Source organism: Providencia sp. wls1914 (assembly GCF_009706645.1).
Lineage (GTDB): Bacteria > Pseudomonadota > Gammaproteobacteria > Enterobacterales > Enterobacteriaceae > Providencia > Providencia zhijiangensis.
Genome location: NZ_WLUN01000016.1, coordinates 992,706 through 1,011,554, shown reverse-complemented (window position 1 = coordinate 1,011,554; position 18,849 = coordinate 992,706). Strand labels below are relative to the sequence as shown.

The following is an 18,849-nucleotide window of genomic DNA, read 5'->3' as shown; positions in this document are numbered from 1 at the left end:
AAAAGCATGAATGATCAAGACCTATCGACAAAGCAAACATTTAAGCGCCTATGGCCAACCATTGCGCCTTTTAAAATTGGATTAGTTGTTGCAGCAATTGCTCTTATCATCAACGCCGCAGGTGATGCGTTTATGATTTCTTTACTGAAACCATTATTAGATGACGGTTTTGGTAAAGCGGATAACAACACACTGAAGTGGTTACCACTGGCAATTTTGGGCTTGATGGTCGTGCGTGGATCTTCAAGTTTCGTCTCTACATACTGCGTTTCTTGGGTGTCAGGAAAAGTAGTGATGAGTATGCGCCGCAAATTATTTGGTCATATGATGGGAATGCCGGTGAGCTATTTTGACCAGCAATCCACAGGGACTTTATTATCGCGTATTACCTATGATTCAGAGCAGGTCGCATCTTCGGCTTCCGGTGCTCTCATTACCATTATTCGCGAAGGAACTTATATCATCGCGTTATTTGGTATTATGTTTTATAACAGCTGGCAGTTGTCGCTGATTTTGATTGCCATTGCACCTGTCGTCTCTATCACTATCCGCGTGGTTTCTAAGCGTTTTCGTAAAATTAGCAAAAACATGCAAACGGGTATGGGCCATGTGACGACTAGCGCCGAGCAAATGCTTAAAGGGCATAAAGAAGTCCTTATTTTTGGTGGGCAGAAAGTCGAAACTGAACGTTTTGATAAAGTCAGCAATAATATGCGCCGTCAAAATATGAAGATGGTTAGCGCCTCCGCTATTTCTGACCCTATTGTTCAGATGATTGCCTCTTTTGCATTAGCGTTTGTCTTGTACGCAGCAAGTTTCCCTGAGATCAAAGAACAATTATCACCAGGTACGATTGGTGTCGTTTTCTCATCCATGTTTGCGTTAATGCGCCCACTTAAGTCTCTAACTAACGTGAATGCGCAATTCCAGCGCGGAATGGCAGCATGCCAAACGTTATTTGCGATTTTAGATACTGAAAAAGAGAAAGATGAAGGAACGAAAGTTCTGACTCAAGTGAAAGGTGATATTGAGTTCGACTCAGTGACGTTTACTTATCAAACCAAAGAGCATCCCGCACTAGAGGATGTTTCTTTTACGCTGCCTGCTGGTAAATCAGTTGCTTTAGTGGGGCGTTCAGGTTCCGGTAAATCCACCATCGCTAACTTAATAACTCGCTTCTATGATATCGATAAAGGCAGTATCCGTATTGATGGTCATGATATTCGTGATTACACCTTAGAATCTTTACGAAGCCAAGTCGCTCTCGTATCTCAGCATGTTTATTTATTCAATGATACTGTTGCGAATAATATTGCCTATGCGACAGACGGGCGTTATAGCCGAGCGGAAATTGAAAAAGCTGCAGAAATGGCATACGCCATGGACTTTATCCAAAAGCTGGATAATGGGTTAGATACAATGATTGGTGAAAATGGTGTGATGCTTTCTGGTGGTCAACGCCAGCGTATTGCGATTGCTCGTGCATTATTGCGTGATGCGCCAATTTTGATTTTAGATGAAGCGACATCAGCATTAGATACGGAATCAGAGCGTGCAATTCAAGCCGCGTTAGACGAATTGCAGAAGAATAGGACTTCGCTTGTGATAGCTCACCGTTTATCCACTATTGAAAATGCGGATCAAATCTTGGTTGTACAAGATGGGCATATCATTGAACGTGGTGACCACACAACGCTACTAGCCCAAAATGGGGCATACGCGCAATTACATAGGATCCAATTTAAGAATGATTGAGCGAATTTGGTCCGGTAAATCATGGCTCTATATTTTGTTGCTTCCGTTATCCTTTTTGTATGGATTGATAACGTTAGTACGTCATATCGGCTATAAAGCTGGACTTCTTCGCTCATGGAAAGCCCCTGTGCCTGTTGTGGTTGTAGGGAATTTAACCGCAGGGGGAAATGGAAAAACCCCTGTGGTTATTTGGCTAGTTGAATCGCTCATGAAACAAGGTGTTCGTGTGGGTGTTGTATCTCGTGGATATGGCGGGCAGTCTGACCATTATCCGCTAGTGTTAGACCAGACGACAACCACGACAGTTGCAGGCGATGAGCCAGTTTTGATTTATCATCGTACTCATGCACCTGTTGCCGTGGCACCAAAACGTAGTGATGCAATTAAAGCATTACTCGATAATTTTCAATTAGATATTATTGTCACAGACGATGGTTTACAGCATTACGCATTGCAACGTGACTATGAAATTGTCGTCATTGATGGGCAGCGTCGTTTTGGTAATGGCTGGTGGTTACCTGCGGGGCCAATGCGTGAACGTGCAGGGCGATTAAAAACAGTCAATGCCTTGATTGTAAATGGTGGTGTTCCTAACTCAAATGAAACACTGATGTCCCTAGAGGGGGATATGGCCGTGAATCTAGCTACAGGCGAAAAAAACTTGGTTACCGAGCTTAACAATGTAGTTGCGATGGCGGGCATTGGTCATCCACCTCGTTTTTTCTCTTCTTTAGAAAGCAAAGGATTAACACTTGTTAATACCCATGCGTTTTCCGATCATCAAGCTTATAGCCAGCAGCAACTCGTTTCTTTAGCAGAAAAAAATCAAAATTTACTGATGACTGAAAAGGATGCTGTCAAATGTCATTCCTTCGCACAGACCAATTGGTGGTATCTTCCTGTGGAAGCGCAGTTTGATAAAATAGGCGAAAAACGAATCTTAAGTGAAATAAAATCACTTATCTGAAATAAAACAGCTTGCTTTTAGGATTGATTTCAGATAATAATACCTGCAATGTGATGCAGATCTACTTATTATGTACCAAGTTGCAATACATTAATAAGTGGATTATTTGCTAGCTTTAATTTTACGACCCGTTCTTGAGTTAGTCACTTATCCTCGCAATACACTACTTACTCTACTATTTCGTGTTGTCATCATAATGTCAAAATAGACTGTTAAGTTCACGGTAAATGTGTGGTGCCTGAAACCTACACTTGGGTCGTTATAAGATATGCATAAACATTTGATGCATAAATTGGTTAAGTTAATTACTCTTAATTATGTTAATAGATTGGCTTGAATAGATAGGTCAGAATGAACTGATCGAAATAAATAGTTCAGCAAAATAAATGGAATAACGTGTAGAGAGTAATGATACAAATATAAAAAATTGTTCTCGGAACAAGAAGGAGTTTCAATATGAATTTTCAATTACATATGGGCCAAGTTAAATGGTTTGACGCAAAAGAAGGTTACGGTTTTATTTCACCTCGTAATGGTGGCGATGATATCTTCGTAACAACCAAATCAATTGCGAATAAAAAAATCAAATCTTTATCTGAAGGTCAAAACGTCGAGTTCTCTGTTACTCGTAATTCAGATGGCATAACGGCAAGAGACGTTATCGCTTACTAATTGAATTCTTAACAGAAATATTTCTCCTGCACTATCCTCTCATTCTTCGCAGGAGATCTTAATAAGCAAGAATAGAGTTAACGGTGATACCTGCATGTGATATCCTGACGCCAAGTGAGTTTAAATCCATTTGGGAGAAAACATGGATCACCGTTTACTTGAAATTGTTGCTTGCCCATCCTGTCATGGCAAACTAAGTTACAACAAAGAAAACCTCGAATTAATCTGCAAGTTTGATCATCTCGCCTTTCCTGTTCGCGATGGCATCCCCGTTTTACTTGAGAACGAAGCGCGTAAAGTTGCTTTAGACGAAGGACTGTAATCCTATGTTTACCGTCATTATTCCTGCGCGTTACGCTTCAACACGATTACCGGGTAAGCCTTTAGCAGATATTCACGGTAAACCGATGGTTGTTCGAGTCATGGAGCAAGCGATTAAATCAGGTGCTAGCCGAGTCATTATTGCAACTGACCATCCAGATGTCGCTGCCGCGGTCATTGCAGCGGGAGGGGAAGCTTGTATGACTAACCCCGATCATCAATCTGGTACGGAACGTTTGGCTGAAGTGATTGACACTTACGGCTTTTCCGATGATGAAATTATTGTCAATGTGCAAGGTGATGAACCGCTGATTCCACCTGAAATCATTCGCCAAGTCGCTCATAATTTGCAAGGTAGTCAGGCAAATATGGGAACACTCGCCGTTCCCATTCATAGTGCACAAGAAGCCTTTAATCCGAATGCTGTGAAGGTGGTGATGGACAAAGACGGTTATGCGCTCTATTTTTCTCGAGCGACAATCCCGTGGGATAGAGACCAATTTGCAAAAAGCAAAGAGACCATTGGTGATACTTTCTTACGCCACATTGGTATCTACGCTTATCGCGCGGGCTTTATTCGTCGTTATATCGCTTGGGATGCCAGCCCATTAGAGAAAATCGAGATGCTAGAGCAGCTTCGCGTGCTTTGGTATGGTGAGAAAATTCATGTGGCGGTTGCTGAAAAAGCACCGGGTGCAGGGGTGGATACACCAGAAGATCTTGAATTGGTAAGACAAGCATTTCAGCCATAATTTCCGGTGTGAACAATGGTTTGATAAAACAATGGTCTGATAAAACAAGGGGAAACTGAATAAGTTTCCCCTTTGTATTTTACTCCGCCTGATTATCTTCAATTGTCTGGGTATTATCGGGCTTTAAGTGCCACCAAATTGAGCCAATGAGCTCATACCATGCTCGTTCGCTGTGGCTAAAATAGAAAGCGGAAGGAATATAGCGCTCCCAAGGATTCAAATCGCTGGTGATCACCAATTGATTAGCCGGAGCTGGATAAGGCTGCATCCCACGACTGGTAAACATTTTCAACGCGCGGGGTAAATGGTTCGCTGAAGTCACTAACAAGAACGGCTGCTTACCAATAATTTTTTCCACTTCATAGGCTTCTTCTTGCGTATCTTTCGGTTCGGTTAGCGGGATTGTATCTGTCGCTGGAACACCTAAAGATTGAGCAACCATAGATGCAACTTCAGCGCTACTGATTGGGCTACTGGCTTTACCGCCAGTAAAAATCAATTTGCTACCTGGATGTTGCAGATAAAGACGTACCCCTTCAGTGACTCGAGGCAAGCTGTTACTGAGCAAATTCGAGCTAGGACTCCAATCAGGGTTATAGGTAAATCCACCTCCTAAAACCACAATATACTTTATCTCTTTAGGTGGATTGGTGGTGATAAGCTCATAACGCTTATCATACGGGCCTTCAACGGGCGCGAGTAACCGATCTGAAATAGGTTGTAGCCCTAATAACGCGATGATAACAAGGCTTAATGTTACTAAGGATTTTCCACTTTTTTGCCAACGGGTAAACCACAATAAAATCAGTCCAATTCCCCCAATGATCAATAATAAGGGTAGCGGCATTAACAGTGAGCCAAGGTATTTTTTTAGCAGAAATAACATAGAAAACCTGTCATGAAGATAATGTAAGCGACTAGGGTCAAATGTAGCTGCATCAGCAATAAAATGCTATGCAAAATAAATCGGATACAAAATAAAGTACTATGCAAAAACAGCTAGATTATCTGTTATAATTCTTGGTTTTGATATGCTGTAAATAACTCATGATAGGTAACTGGAACGCAGATGGCAGACCGCAACTTTGATGATATTGTCGATAAATTTGCAAAAAATATTTATGGAACGACAAAAGGAAAAATTCGCGAAGCGGTAGTTTGGCAAGATCTTACCCAGTTACTGGAAACGCATTTTCAAGGCCAAACATTACGTATATTAGATGCGGGCGGCGGAGAAGGGCATTTTTCTCGTCAATTAGCCGCAATGGGTCATCAGGTTATTCTTTGCGATTTATCCGAAGAAATGTTAGAACGGGCATCGGTACTTGCTGATGAACAAGGAATTAGCGAGAATATCAGCTTTGTTCACTGCGCCGTTCAAGATATTGCTCAACACCTTGATGAACCAGTTGATTTTGTCTTGTTTCATGCGGTACTTGAATGGATTAGCGACCAAAAATATGCATTAGAGCAACTGGCAGAGATTATCAGACCGGAAGGCATATTTTCTGTCATGTTCTATAATGCAAATGGCTTGGTGATGCGTAATGCAATTTTAGGTAATTTTCATCTCGCAACTCCTCATATCCAGCGTCGTCGCAAACGTTCATTATCGCCACAGAACCCGCTTTTCCCTCAACAGGTTGATGAGTGGCTTATTGGTTGTGGTATGGATATTTTAGGCAAAAGTGGCGTCAGAGTGTTCCATGATTATTTGCAAAGTAGACAATTACAACAAAAAGACTTTCCAGCGTTATTGGCGCTTGAACAACAATATTGTCGTGAAGAACCCTATATCAGTATGGGGCGATATATTCATGTCATGGCACGCAAACAAACCCAAAAGGACGATTTATGAGTGATTTTTCCCAGACCGTCCCTGAACTCGTGTCTTGGGCACGAAAAAATGATTTTGCGATTTCCCTACCCGCAGAGCGCCTAGCATTTTTGCTGGCCGTCGCAGTACTTAACAGTGAGCGGGTTAACGGTGAAATGAGTGAAGGGGAGCTGGTGGATGCGTTTCGAGAAGTGTGCAAAGGCTTCGAACAAACCACCGAATCACTGGCAGTCAGAGCGAACAACGCCATCAATGACATGGTTCGCCAAAAAATATTTAACCGCTTTGCCAGCGACATTGTCGAAGGAAATGCGATTTATCGTCTAACGCCACTCGGCATTGGCATTAGTGATTACTATATTCGTCAACGCGAATTTTCGACATTAAGATTGTCGATGCAGTTATCGATTGTGGCGGGAGAGCTACAACGTGCAGCGGAATCAGCCGAAGAAGGTGGTGATGAATTTTATTGGCACCGTCATGTTTTTGCGCCATTAAAATATTCAGTCGCTGAAATTTTTGACAGTATTGACCTGTCACAGCGAATTATGGATGAGCAACAAAACAGCGTTAAAGATGATATTGCTGCACTGTTAAACCAAGACTGGCAGGCGGCAATTGCTAACTGTGAGCAGCTACTTTCTGAAACGTCCGGCACATTAAGAGAATTGCAAGATACTTTAGAAGCGGCTGGCGATAAGCTACAGGCAAACTTACTACGTATTCAAGAAGCTAACATGAATGCGCCGCAGTTCTCGGAAATGGTCGACCGACTAATCTTTGATTTGCAAAACAAGCTAGACCGTATTGTGAGCTGGGGGCAGCAGTCCATTGATTTATGGATTGGTTACGACCGACATGTTCACAAATTTATCCGTACAGCAATTGATATGGATAAAAACCGTATATTTTCTCAACGTTTACGTCAATCTGTACAGCAGTACCTCGATAGCCCTTGGGCACTCACCTATGCCAATGCGGATAGGCTTTTTGATATGCGTGATGAGGAGCTGGCACTTCATGATCAAGAGGTGATGGGGGAACTTCCACCTGATCTAGAATTTGAAGAGTTCAGTGAACTTAATGACCAATTAGCGGCGTTAATCGAAGCGCAACTTGCGTTCTATAAAACGGATAACAAACCGCTGGATGTCGGTCACGTATTACAGAGTTATCTGACGCAATACCCGCAGAAACGCCATTTTGACGTTGCGCGTATTATTATCGATCAGGCTGTAAAACTAGGTATCGCAGAGGCTGATCTGGCGGGATTACCGGCAGAATGGCGCGCTATTAATGATCACGGAGCCAAGGTACAGGCACATGTCATCGACAAATATTGAACAATTTATGCCAGTTAAACTGGCTCAAGCACTAGCTAACCCCATTTTTCCTGAGCTCGACAGCCAACTGCGTGCAGGTCGCCATATCAGTATTGATGACCTTGATAATCATGCATTTTTAATGGATTTTCAGGAACCGTTAGAGCAATTTTATGCTCGCTATAATGTTGAGTTGATCCGGGCACCAGAAGGCTTCTTCTATTTGCGTCCCCGTTCTAGCACCTTAATTCCTCGTTCTGTTTTGTCTGAATTGGACATGATGGTGGGTAAAATTCTGTGCTACCTCTATTTGAGTCCTGAGCGTCTAACCAACCAAGGGGTCTTTACCTCTCAAGAGCTGTTTGAAGAATTATTGTCGCTGGCCGACGAAAGCAAATTACTGAAATTTGTTAACCAACGCTCCACAGGTTCAGACCTCGATAAACAAAAATTACAGGAAAAACTAAGAACCTCCTTAAACCGTTTACGTCGTTTAGGTATGGTCTATTTCCTGCAAAATGACTCCAGCAAATTTATTATTAATGAGTCTGTATTCCGCTTTGGTGCGGATGTGCGTAGTGGTGATAATCCACAAGAAGCACAATTACGCATGATCCGTGATGGTGAAGCGGTCTCTCTTGAAGGGGAATTATCGCTAAGAGACAGCGATGAAGACGAAACGGATGAGAGTCAAGATCTGGCTGACAGTGAAGAGGATGAACAAGAATGATTGAACGCGGAAAATTTCGCTCACTGACGCTGGTGAACTGGAACGGCTTTTTTGCTCGTACTTTTGACCTTGATGAATTAGTCACCACCCTGTCTGGGGGAAATGGTGCGGGTAAATCCACCACCATGGCGGCCTTTATTACCGCAATGATCCCTGACTTAACATTACTGCATTTCCGTAATACTACAGAAGCCGGGGCTACTTCGGGGTCCCGTGATAAAGGTCTACACGGAAAGCTGCGTCCTGGTGTCTGTTATGCCGTGCTGGATGTTTTAAACTCTAAACATCAACGTGTTATGGTCGGTGTTCGCTTACAGCAAGTAGCAGGACGCGATAAAAAAGTCGATATCAAACCGTTTATGATCCAAGGCGTGCCATTAGCCACAGTACCAACGGAAGTATTAACGGAAGTGTTTGAAGGGCGCCAAGCTAAGGTTATTCCGTTGAATGACCTGAAAGAGCGCGTAGAAAAACAAGAAGGCATCCAATTTAAGCAATTTAACTCGATCACTGATTACCATTCAGTATTATTCGAATTGGGTGTGCTGCCAAAACGTTTACGTTCAGCAGGGGATCGTAGTAAATATTACCGTTTGATTGAAGCTTCCTTATATGGTGGTATTTCCAGTGCGATCACCCGCTCACTGCGTGACTATTTATTACCAGAAAACAGCGGCGTACGTAAAGCATTCCAAGATATGGAAGCGGCATTACGTGAAAACCGTTTAACACTGGAAGCCATCCGCGTTACACAATCTGACCGTGATTTATTCAAACATTTGATCAGCGAAGCCACAGATTATGTATCTGCGGACTATATGCGCCACTCAAATGAACGCCGAATTCACTTAGATGCAGCATTAGCCGCCCGTAACGAACTGTACAGTAATCGCAAACAACTGCGCGTTGAACAAGTTCGTAGTGTGGAAATGGCGCGTGAATTAAATGAACAAAACGAAGCGTCGACAGAAATCGAAGCGGACTACCAAGCGGCAAGTGACCATTTAAATCTGGTGCAAGCTGCATTACGTCATCAAGAAAAAATTGACCGCTACCAAGCCGATATTGAAGAGCTCACTTATCGCCTTGAAGAACAGAGCGAAGTCGTCGCGGAAGCCACAGAGAAACACGAAGAGCTTGATGCTCGTGCGCAAGCCGCTGAAATTGAGGTGGATGAGCTGAAAAACCAGCTGGCAGATTACCAGCAAGCGCTTGATGTACAGCAAACTCGTGCGATTCAATATCAACAAGCACTTCATGCCTTAAACCGTGCTCGCGAGCTCTGCCAACTGCCTGATCTTACCATTGAAAATGTCGATGAATGGCTGGAGACCTTTGAGGCCAAAGAGCAGCAAGCCACTGAAGCCTTACTCGCATTAGAGCAAAAAATGAGCGTGGCGGATGCAGCTCATAGCCAGTTTGAGCAAGCGTATCAGCTAGTTAAAACTATGTTAGGCGACGTAAGCCGTGGGGATGCGTATACACAAGCGCGTTCGTTACTGCGTGACTGGTCATCGCAACAACATTTAGCTGAGCGTGTTCAGCCACTGCGTATGCAATTATCTGAATTGCAACAGCGTTTAGATAGCCAGCGTAATGCCGAAAAATTACTGAGCGAATTCTGTAAACGTTATGGTCAAAGTGTTGAGCCCGATGAGCTTGACGCTTTGATGGCCGAGTTAGAAATTCTGCAAGAAGAGTTAAGTACTGGCGTTAATGAAAGCGGCGAAAAACGCATGCAAATGCGCCAAGAGTTGGAACAAATTCGTCAGCGTATCAGCCAGCTTTCCGCGAAAGCGCCTGCGTGGATTATGGCACAAGAAGCACTAACTCAGCTTAACGAACAATCGGGTGAAACTTTCGAAAATAGCACCGAAGTGACTGAGTTTATGCAGCAACTTCTGGAGCAAGAAAGGGAAATTACGGTTGAGCGTGATGAAGTTGCAGCGCAGCGCCGTGATCTCGACAAGCAAATCGAACGTTTAAGTCAACCAAGTGGTGCCGAAGATGGGCGCATGCTGGCACTGGCGGAGCGTTTTAATGGCGTGCTGTTATCTGAAATCTACGACGATATTACTATTGAAGATGCGGCGTATTTCTCGGCGCTTTATGGCCCAGCCCGTCACGGTATCGTGGTACAAGACTTGGCCGTGGTTCGCGAGCAGCTAGAAAATTTACAAGATTGCCCTGATGATGTGTATTTTATCGAGGGGGATCCATCCTCATTTGATGACAGTGTTTTTGATGCTCAAGAGTTTGAAAATGCAGTATTAGTCCGTTCATCAGAGCGTCAGTGGCGTTATTCTCGCTACCCAGAATTACCGTTATTTGGTCGAGCTGCCCGTGAAAGCCATTTAGAGTCACTGAGTGCTGAGCGTGATGAATTGACGGAGCGTTATGCGACCTTGTCATTTGACGTGCAAAAAATTCAGCGTGCTCATCAAGCATTTAGCCGCTTTATTGGTCAGCATATTTCAGTGGCATTTGAAGCGGATCCTGAAGCTGAAATTCGTACATTAAATCAAAAACGTACTGAATTAGAGCGTGGACTGAACCAATTTGAAGAGCAGACCCAGCAACAGCGCCAACAGTTCGCTCAAGGCAAAGAAAACTTACTGGCATTAAACCGTTTATTGCCGCAAGTGAATTTGTTGATGGATGAAACGCTGGTGGATCGCGTTGAAGAGATCCGCGAAGAACTTTCAGAAGCTGAAGAAGCGGCACATTTCATCAATAAACACGGTAATAATCTGGCGAAGTTAGAGCCGATTGTGACGGTATTACTCAGTGATCCTGAGCAACATGATCAGCTGCGTAAAGATTATGAATTGGCGAAACATACCCAGCAAAATGCGAAGCAACAAGCCTTTGCCTTGGTGGAAGTAGCTCAACGTCGTGCGCACTTTAGCTACAGTGATTCGACGGGGATGGTCAACGAAAATGCGGACTTGAATGAAAAACTGCGCCAGCGTTTAGAGCATGCGGAAGCCGATAGAACTCGTGCCCGTGAGCTATTACGCCAGCAACAAGCACAAAGCACGCAATATCATCAAGTTCTGGCATCGCTGCGCAGTTCATTCGACACCAAGCAAGAGATGTTGAAAGAACTTGAAGCAGAAATGCAGGAAATGGGTGTGAAAGCGGATCCTGATGCGCAAGAGCGTGCCAGCATTCGTCGTGATGAATTACATCAATCTGTTATGGCAAACCGTAGCCGCATTAACCAGTTAGAAAAACAACTGACGTTATGTGAAGCGGAAATGGATAACTTGCAAAAACGCCTGCGTAAGTTGGAAAAAGATTATTACCAAATCCGTGAGCAAGTTGTGATGGCGAAAGCAGGTTGGTGTGCGGTGATGCGCTTGGTAAAAGATAATGGCGTTGAGCGTCGTCTGCATCGTCGCGAATTGGCTTATACCGATGGTGATAGTCTACGTTCGATGTCGGATAAGGCGTTAGGAGCGTTGCGTTTAGCGGTAGCAGATAACGAACATCTTCGTGATGTACTACGTATGTCCGAAGATCCTAAACATCCTGAACGTAAAATTCAGTTCTTTATCGCAGTTTACCAACATCTGCGTGAGCGTATTCGCCAAGATATTATTCGTACCGATGATCCAATCGATGCGATTGAGCAGATGGAAATTGAGTTAGCGCGTCTGACTGAAGAGTTAACTGCCCGTGAGCAAAAACTGGCAATTAGCTCGAAGAGTGTGGCGAACATCATTCGTAAAACCATCCAGCGTGAGCAAAACCGTATTCGTATGCTGAACCAAGGCCTACAGGCGGTGGCATTTGGTCAGGTTAAAGGGGTTAGACTGAATGTGAATATTCGCGAAAGCCACGCCTTATTGTTGAGCGTGTTATCAGAAGAGAGCGAATTACACCAAGACTTGTTTACTAGCCAACGTTTAACCTTCTCTGAAGCGATGGCAAAACTGTATCAACGCCTGAACCCGCAGATGGACATGGGGCAGCGTTTGCCGCAAACCATTGGTGAAGAACTGTTAGATTACCGTAACTACTTAGAGTTAGAAGTTGAAGTTAACCGTGGCTCTGATGGTTGGTTAAAAGCGGAAAGCGGTGCGTTATCGACAGGTGAAGCGATCGGTACGGGGATGTCTATCTTAGTGATGGTTGTTCAGAGCTGGGAAGAAGAAGCCCGCCGACTGCGTGCGAAAGATATTATTCCATGTCGCTTGCTGTTCTTGGATGAAGCGGCGCGTTTGGATGCGAAGTCTATCGCCACGTTATTTGAGTTATGTGACCGATTGGAAATGCAGCTTATTATCGCTGCGCCGGAAAACATTAGCCCAGAGAAAGGAACCACCTATAAACTGGTGCGTAAAGTGACCGGCAATACGGAACACGTTCATGTTGTTGGGTTAAAAGGTTTTGGTCAGGATAATCCTGCTCCACAAGCCCTGCCCAATAACTGATTCTAGTTTCTAGTTAATAAAACCGACATGGGGAACTGTGTCGGTTTTTTTTTGGCTACGATAATGACTTTAATTTTTTCTTAATTATATAAATAAGTTAATTATTATAATTTCAATTAATACAGTATTAGACCCAAAGGTAAAAAAATGAAAGAAAAAAAGTTAGAATTATTTTTTTCAAGTCCTATGGAATATGAAAATTTGACATTAGAAGTGCAATTGGGATGGCAAAGGATCGCTGAAATAAATCAAGATAAAGGAACGGGAAATTTAGAAGTTGAATTGTTTGGTTCTGATTCATCAAATAATTTTATTACAAAGATACCATTAGATGACTTGATCTCTATTTTAGCTCAAGCGCGTGATACGCTTAAGAATAAAGGATAGTACTGAATTATTCTCATTTTGAAAGTTTTTATTTATAAATTCTTTATGTGAAGTAATTTGAGTTTCAATTGAATAGCCTAGTCCTTATAGGCTCTTTTTATACGCCTTGATTGCGCATCTGATTTAGATAAAGCAGCTAAAAATCCTAATCTTGGAAAAGATCTTTCGAATTCAGATAAAGTTGAATTAGGTGGTACTAGTTCGGGGGCGCCTAATGGCTGGGAGCCAGATAATAGTACCAATGAAGGAAAATTGAGTGTCTCTGATCGACGGTCGATCAATTCGCTAAGGGAGCAAATAAGATCACATGAAGAAAAACTAGTAGCTTACAGGCGAAATCCGGAAGCTTTTGATAATCAAGGATACCTTAAAAATGCACCTAATGATAAAATTAGACAACGGATTATTGATGGAAGAATTAGACATTTAGAACAAGAAATTAAAACGTTTCAAAAGAATATAAATCAGATTAATAATACGAAAGGGCAATAGATGGACATAAATCTCAATGTACTTGAAGATGCAATTCATTCGATTTTTGAAGAGATGAAAAAGAATGACATAGAGAGTGTCAAACTGGATTCGGATTTTTATTGGAATGTTCCTTCAGATGCTCTTTATGATGTTTATAATGAACCTAAGTTAGATGTAGGACAGTTGGAAGATGATTATGACGCTTTACTTAAAGCCAAGGAGAACGAAATTTTAGTGCGTTACAACTTAAAAAATATCGCCGCTATCCTTCGTTATTTAGCAGAAAAAGAACCTAACTAATTTAGTCCATATATTAGCGAGAGCCTAAATCCCAATAGGCTCTTTTTTATTATAGTTACTGAACATGGTGTGTAGCGATTTGATTGGTACCGCCTGTTGACTGTGGTGGTTAACAAGCACTTGGTGGTGAAACACCTCTACATGCCAGATAAGGAAAAGTGGACAGTATTACCTCATGCTCGATTCTTTGTTTTTATTATCTTCATTTCCCTTTAAATCATTAATAGATGACTGCAATGAGATTTGAATCTCATTTTTATGTAATGAAAACTTTTATCATTGCAGCCCGTGAGGAGTTAATCACGAAATAAAACTATTATAAGGATCGAACATGAAGAAAATCACACTAACGTTAAGTGCAATTGCATTAGCGCTGAGCTTTACGGCAACATCTCAAGCCAAAATTCCAATGCCAGAAACAGTCAGTACTGGAGTCACTGTTGCGGAATTAGCGGCACAACAACCAGTTCATTGGGTCTCTGTTGAACAAATTAAACAGAGTTTAGAAGGCAAAGCGCCAATGGCGGTCGGCTTTGATATCGATGATACCGTTTTATTCTCAAGCCCTGGTTTCTACCGTGGAAAACTTGAATTCTCCCCAAATGATTTTAGTTATCTGAAAAACCCTCAATTCTGGGAAAAAATGAATAATGAGTGGGACAAATTCAGTATGCCAAAACAAGTGGGCATCGATTTAGTTAAAATGCACTTAGAGCGTGGTGATAAAGTTTACTTTATTACAGGCCGTACACAGACTAAAACTGAAACTGTGACTCAATATGTGCAAGAAGGCTTAAGAATTCCTGCAGATAAAATGAATCCAGTCATTTTTGCTGGTGATGAACCCGGCAAAAATAATAAAGTAAGCTGGATGCGTGACCATAAATTAACTATCTATTATGGTGATGCAGATGCGGATATTGCTGCGGCTCATGAGTTGGATATTCGTGGGATTCGTATTCTCCGTGCATCAAATTCCTCTTACCAACCGTTGCCAAAAGCGGGTCGCTTTGGTGAGGAAGTGGTTATCAACTCAGAATATTAATATTCGATAACAAGTTAGTTAAAGGCGATTATTCGCCTTTAACTAACAAAATAGTGTTTATTTCTTGATGACGCATTCCAGCGATTTAATATAACTTATATTAAATTAACTCTATTGAAAGAATAAAAACGTCAATATTTGATATGTTATATCGTTTAGCTTTGGTGGAAAACGCAAACAATTCTATTTCTCATACTGTCTTATAAATAGCACTTATTTCGGATCACCTACCTCAATAACTTTTTTCATCAATAAAGACAAAATTAGTCAATTCCTATAACATTCTTCTCAGAGTTAAATATAATCAAATAGTGTCACTATAATAAAAAAATAATGTTATCCATGTAGTAACTTTAAGGTGGATGTATGGCAAAGAGAAGAGTGAAAGCTCTGCAGATCTCAGTATTATGTGGGCTGATGGCGATGCAATTCCCGGCATTTTCCACAGCAGAAAATACGCAGCAAAGCAGTATGGAAATTCAACAACCTCAATCAGTTGTCGCTGAAGAGGTGAGTAAAGTTACGACAAAAGAGAGCTTGGAAAAGCTTAACGCTTCTTTACCATCAGAAACTAAACTGGTGTTTGCGGAGCAGTTGGCGAAAATTTATGCCGACAGGCAAATGCAATTGTTATGGCAAGATGAAACGGCAATTAGCCAGTTTCAACAGCAATTAGCTGAGCTTGCTTTAGCAGGTTTCCAACCTCAATTTAGCGAATGGTTAGTTTCATTGGAAAATAGCCAGCTGAGCGAAATGGGGCGAGATGCTATTTTATCCGACGCTATGTTGGGTTATTTACAATATCTGTCTTCCGTTGAGTCGACGGGGCAATATTGGCTATACACCAGCCGCCCTTATAAAATTATCGCACCGACCGCGGCACAAATGAAACCATGGTTAGAGGCTGAATCTGAACATCGTTTGGGTGAGTGGGTGAAGGCTCAAGCACCGAAACACGCGATGTATCAACCGATGCGCAAAGAGATGCTAAAACAGCTCGCGTTACCAGAAGATACGTTAGAAATTACGGGTACGAAAGCATTAAAACCGGGTCAAGCCAGCGATGATGTCATTACGCTCCGTGAGATTTTAGTGCGTGATGGATTGTTGGAAGCTGCTGCGGTCGGTGAGGCCGTTGATGCATCAGCTCCGCCTGAAGAAATCAATAAAGTCACCGCTAATGCCCGTGTGTATAGCGATGACTTAGTGGACGCAGTGAAAAAATTTCAGCTTCAATATGGTTTAGAAGCCGATGGTGTGATTGGTAAAGGTACGCGCGTTTGGCTCAATATGCAGCCAAAGCAAAAAGCAGGGCTGATGGCACTGAATATTCAGCGTTTACGGATTGTTCCTGAAAGTAGCGGTACAGGAATCTTGGTGAATATCCCTGCGTATACATTGGATTTTTATCTGAATAACGACATCATTTTGGATTCGAAAGTGATTGTTGGGCGTGCAGATCGTAAAACGCCAATTATGAGCAGCGCACTGAATAATGTGGTGATTAACCCACCTTGGAGCGTGCCAACCAGTTTGGCGCGTAAGGATATTGCACCGAAAGGTAAAATGGATCCAAGCTACTTTAGCCGTAAAGGCTATACGGTTTATTCAGGGTGGGGGCAAGATGCCTATGAGATTGACCCTTATTCAATCGACTGGGAAAATATTACACCTGCGAATTTCCCTTATCGCATTCGCCAAGCGCCAGGCTCAAGTAACTCTTTAGGGCGTTATAAGTTTAATATGCCGAGTTCAGACGCGATTTATCTCCATGACACACCAAACCATAGCCTGTTTAATAAAAATGCTCGGGCCATTAGTTCTGGTTGTGTTCGTGTGAATAAAGCGAGCGAGTTAGCGACGATATTATTAGGTGATGCAGGTTGGGCACAGACTCGTATTGATGGGGCATTAAAAGAAGGCTCAACGCGTTATGTGAATATTCCTGACCGTATTCCTGTATATCTATACTATCAAACCGCGTGGGTTGATAAAGATCAGCAACCGCAATATCGGGCGGATATTTATCAATATGATGGCAGTATTGATAACGCTGAAAAATATCTCCCTGCAATCAAAGCGATTTTAAAATAGTGATTATTAATCGAGGAGCTTAGGCTCCTCGATACTATTTTTTGCATTAATTCCCAAATCTTCCTAATAATTCCGTTTTAGTTCATTTGTACATCGAATGAATTGTGCTTATATATAATCATCGGCAATGAGTTGGGGCCGTCTTAAGTCGGTGCGTATAAGTGATTTCACTCACCTTTTTGCATAAAAGTGATGAATTTTCCTTAATTTACGCAATTCTTTACATAATTATACATTAAAGCTAAATATCCTTTGCTAGACTGATGAAGTTGAAATGTATATTTACTGAATAATTAATACCTGAGTTATCACCTATGGATATGATTGATCAAAACCGCAGAAAGTGGTTGGGAATTGGTGCAGCCGCAATCGGTCTGGGACTATTACCTAATCATGTATTCGCTGCAATGAGTACGCCACGCCCAAGAATTTTACGTTTTCAGAATTTAAATACGGGTGAATTTTTAAAGACCGAATTTTTCGATGGTCGCCGTTATAATAAATCTGAATTAGCTCGCTTAAATCACCTTTTCCGTGATTATCGCTGCGATAAAGTGAAAACCATTGATCCTAAATTATTTGACCAAATTTATTTGCTGCAGATGATGATGGGAACCAATAAACCTGTTCAGCTGATTTCGGGTTACCGTTCATTAGAAACCAATAATGAATTACGTCGTAAAAGTTCCGGTGTAGCGAAACAGAGCTATCATACCCGCGGGCAAGCGATGGATTTCCATATTGAAGGTTTGCAGCTAAGTAACGTCCGTAAAGCGGCATTAAAAATGAGTGCTGGCGGTGTGGGCTATTATCCGAAAAGCAATTTCATTCATATCGATACAGGTCCAGTGAGAACATGGTAATCTGTGCATAGGTGACACAGATTATGGAGTGATTGTTCGATGAAATATACTATTATCCCAGTAACCCCGTTTATGCAAAACTGCCAGGTGATCTGGGATGAAACCTCAATGAATGCAGTGATTGTTGATCCCGGTGGTGAGGCTGAAAAGCTGATTGCCGCTATTGAAAGCCGCGGATTAACATTAACGAAAATCCTACTTACCCACGGTCATTCTGACCATATTGGCGCCTCAGCCCCCCTTGCAAAACATTTCGGTGTACCGATTTATGGTCCGCAGAAAGAAGATGCTTTCTGGATTGAAAATCTCGCTGAGCAAAATGCGATGTTTTATATCGGTGATTGCCCTGATTTCACACCAGATCATTGGTTAGAAGAGGGGGATAGCATCACGTGTGGAAATATTCAATTTGATGTGCTGCATTGCCCTGGTCATACACCCGGCCACATTGTTTTTGTGAACCATGCTGACAGACTTATTTCCATGGGAGATGTGTTGTTTAAAGGTGGTGTTGGGCGCAGTGATTTCCCTCGAGGCAACCATCAAGATCTTATCGCATCGATTAAAAACAAGTTGCTGCCTCTCGGTGACGATTACCACTTTATTCCGGGACACGGTCCGATGTCCACACTAGGCCATGAACGGATTTCTAACCCTTTCTTACAGGATGAATTACCAGTTTGGTGATTATTCCATAGAGGCTTATATTATTTTTTAATAAGGAAACCCCGATAAGGGGTTTTTTTATGTCTATAAAATAGCGTTAATATAAATTGATATTAAAGTCTGTCTTAATTCTATTTATTTCATCTGGTTAATTCTGATGTATTTGATATTTTTAATATGATTTCAATTTTAATAGAAATCATATTATTTAGTAGATAGTTTTTT

9 protein-coding genes and 7 pseudogenes are annotated in these 18,849 nt (G+C 42.1%); 15 read left to right on the top strand and 1 reads right to left on the bottom strand.

Annotated elements, in window-relative coordinates; genetic code table 11:
* Nucleotides 1-6 precede the first annotated feature (6 nt).
* The 5 genes and pseudogenes from msbA (at nucleotide 7) to kdsB (ending at nucleotide 4,467) form a co-directional block, all read left to right on the top strand.
* Nucleotides 7-1,773, top strand: a pseudogene (gene msbA / locus GKR74_RS15500) (lipid A ABC transporter ATP-binding protein/permease MsbA).
* A pseudogene (lpxK, locus tag GKR74_RS15495) lies at nucleotides 1,748-2,743 on the top strand (tetraacyldisaccharide 4'-kinase). The pseudogenes msbA and lpxK overlap by 26 nt, the downstream one beginning before the upstream one ends.
* Nucleotides 2,744-3,178: 435 nt before the next feature.
* Nucleotides 3,179-3,394, top strand: a complete 216-nt coding sequence (locus GKR74_RS15490) for a cold-shock protein (protein WP_036951758.1) — start codon at nucleotides 3,179-3,181, stop codon at nucleotides 3,392-3,394.
* A 142-nt stretch (nucleotides 3,395-3,536) separates the two neighbouring features.
* Nucleotides 3,537-3,716 (top strand): Trm112 family protein, encoded by a 180-nt coding sequence (locus GKR74_RS15485; RefSeq protein WP_036951756.1) that lies wholly within the window; start codon nucleotides 3,537-3,539, stop codon nucleotides 3,714-3,716.
* A 4-nt stretch (nucleotides 3,717-3,720) separates the two neighbouring features.
* On the top strand, nucleotides 3,721-4,467 hold the full coding sequence (gene kdsB, locus GKR74_RS15480; RefSeq protein ID WP_154604247.1) for a 3-deoxy-manno-octulosonate cytidylyltransferase: 747 nt from the start codon (nucleotides 3,721-3,723) through the stop codon (nucleotides 4,465-4,467).
* Between the two features lie 79 nt (nucleotides 4,468-4,546).
* Here kdsB and elyC read toward each other — a convergent pair whose 3' ends face one another.
* Nucleotides 4,547-5,353, bottom strand: a complete 807-nt coding sequence (gene elyC / locus GKR74_RS15475) for an envelope biogenesis factor ElyC (protein ID WP_154604246.1) — start codon at nucleotides 5,351-5,353, stop codon at nucleotides 4,547-4,549.
* 183 nt (nucleotides 5,354-5,536) lie between these two features.
* Here elyC and cmoM point away from each other — a divergent pair.
* The 10 genes and pseudogenes from cmoM to GKR74_RS15425 form a co-directional block, all read left to right on the top strand.
* Nucleotides 5,537-6,322, top strand: a pseudogene (gene cmoM, locus GKR74_RS15470) (tRNA uridine 5-oxyacetic acid(34) methyltransferase CmoM); the annotation flags it as partial.
* Nucleotides 6,322-7,665 (top strand): annotated as a pseudogene (gene mukF / locus GKR74_RS15465) (chromosome partition protein MukF). The pseudogenes cmoM and mukF, both read left to right, overlap by 1 nt.
* Nucleotides 7,628-8,353: pseudogene (gene mukE / locus GKR74_RS15460) on the top strand (chromosome partition protein MukE); the annotation flags it as partial. The pseudogenes mukF and mukE, both read left to right, overlap by 38 nt.
* A pseudogene (mukB, locus tag GKR74_RS15455) lies at nucleotides 8,353-12,783 on the top strand (chromosome partition protein MukB); the annotation flags it as partial. The pseudogenes mukE and mukB, both read left to right, overlap by 1 nt.
* A gap of 159 nt (nucleotides 12,784-12,942) precedes the next feature.
* Nucleotides 12,943-13,182, top strand: a complete 240-nt coding sequence (locus GKR74_RS15450) for a hypothetical protein (RefSeq protein ID WP_154604243.1) — start codon at nucleotides 12,943-12,945, stop codon at nucleotides 13,180-13,182.
* A gap of 492 nt (nucleotides 13,183-13,674) precedes the next feature.
* Complete coding sequence (locus tag GKR74_RS15445; protein ID WP_154604242.1) at nucleotides 13,675-13,956, top strand: hypothetical protein; 282 nt, start codon at nucleotides 13,675-13,677, stop codon at nucleotides 13,954-13,956.
* 331 nt (nucleotides 13,957-14,287) lie between these two features.
* Nucleotides 14,288-15,001, top strand: coding sequence for an acid phosphatase AphA (gene aphA, locus GKR74_RS15440; RefSeq protein WP_154604241.1), 714 nt, complete (start codon nucleotides 14,288-14,290; stop codon nucleotides 14,999-15,001).
* A gap of 366 nt (nucleotides 15,002-15,367) precedes the next feature.
* A complete protein-coding gene (ldtD, locus tag GKR74_RS15435; RefSeq protein WP_154604240.1) occupies nucleotides 15,368-17,095 on the top strand; it encodes a L,D-transpeptidase in 1,728 nt (575 codons plus the stop codon).
* 314 nt (nucleotides 17,096-17,409) lie between these two features.
* Nucleotides 17,410-17,958: a YcbK family protein gene (locus GKR74_RS15430; RefSeq protein WP_154604239.1), complete on the top strand. Its 549-nt coding sequence runs from the start codon at nucleotides 17,410-17,412 to the stop codon at nucleotides 17,956-17,958.
* A gap of 39 nt (nucleotides 17,959-17,997) precedes the next feature.
* A pseudogene (locus GKR74_RS15425) lies at nucleotides 17,998-18,693 on the top strand (MBL fold metallo-hydrolase).
* Nucleotides 18,694-18,849: the final 156 nt, after the last annotated feature.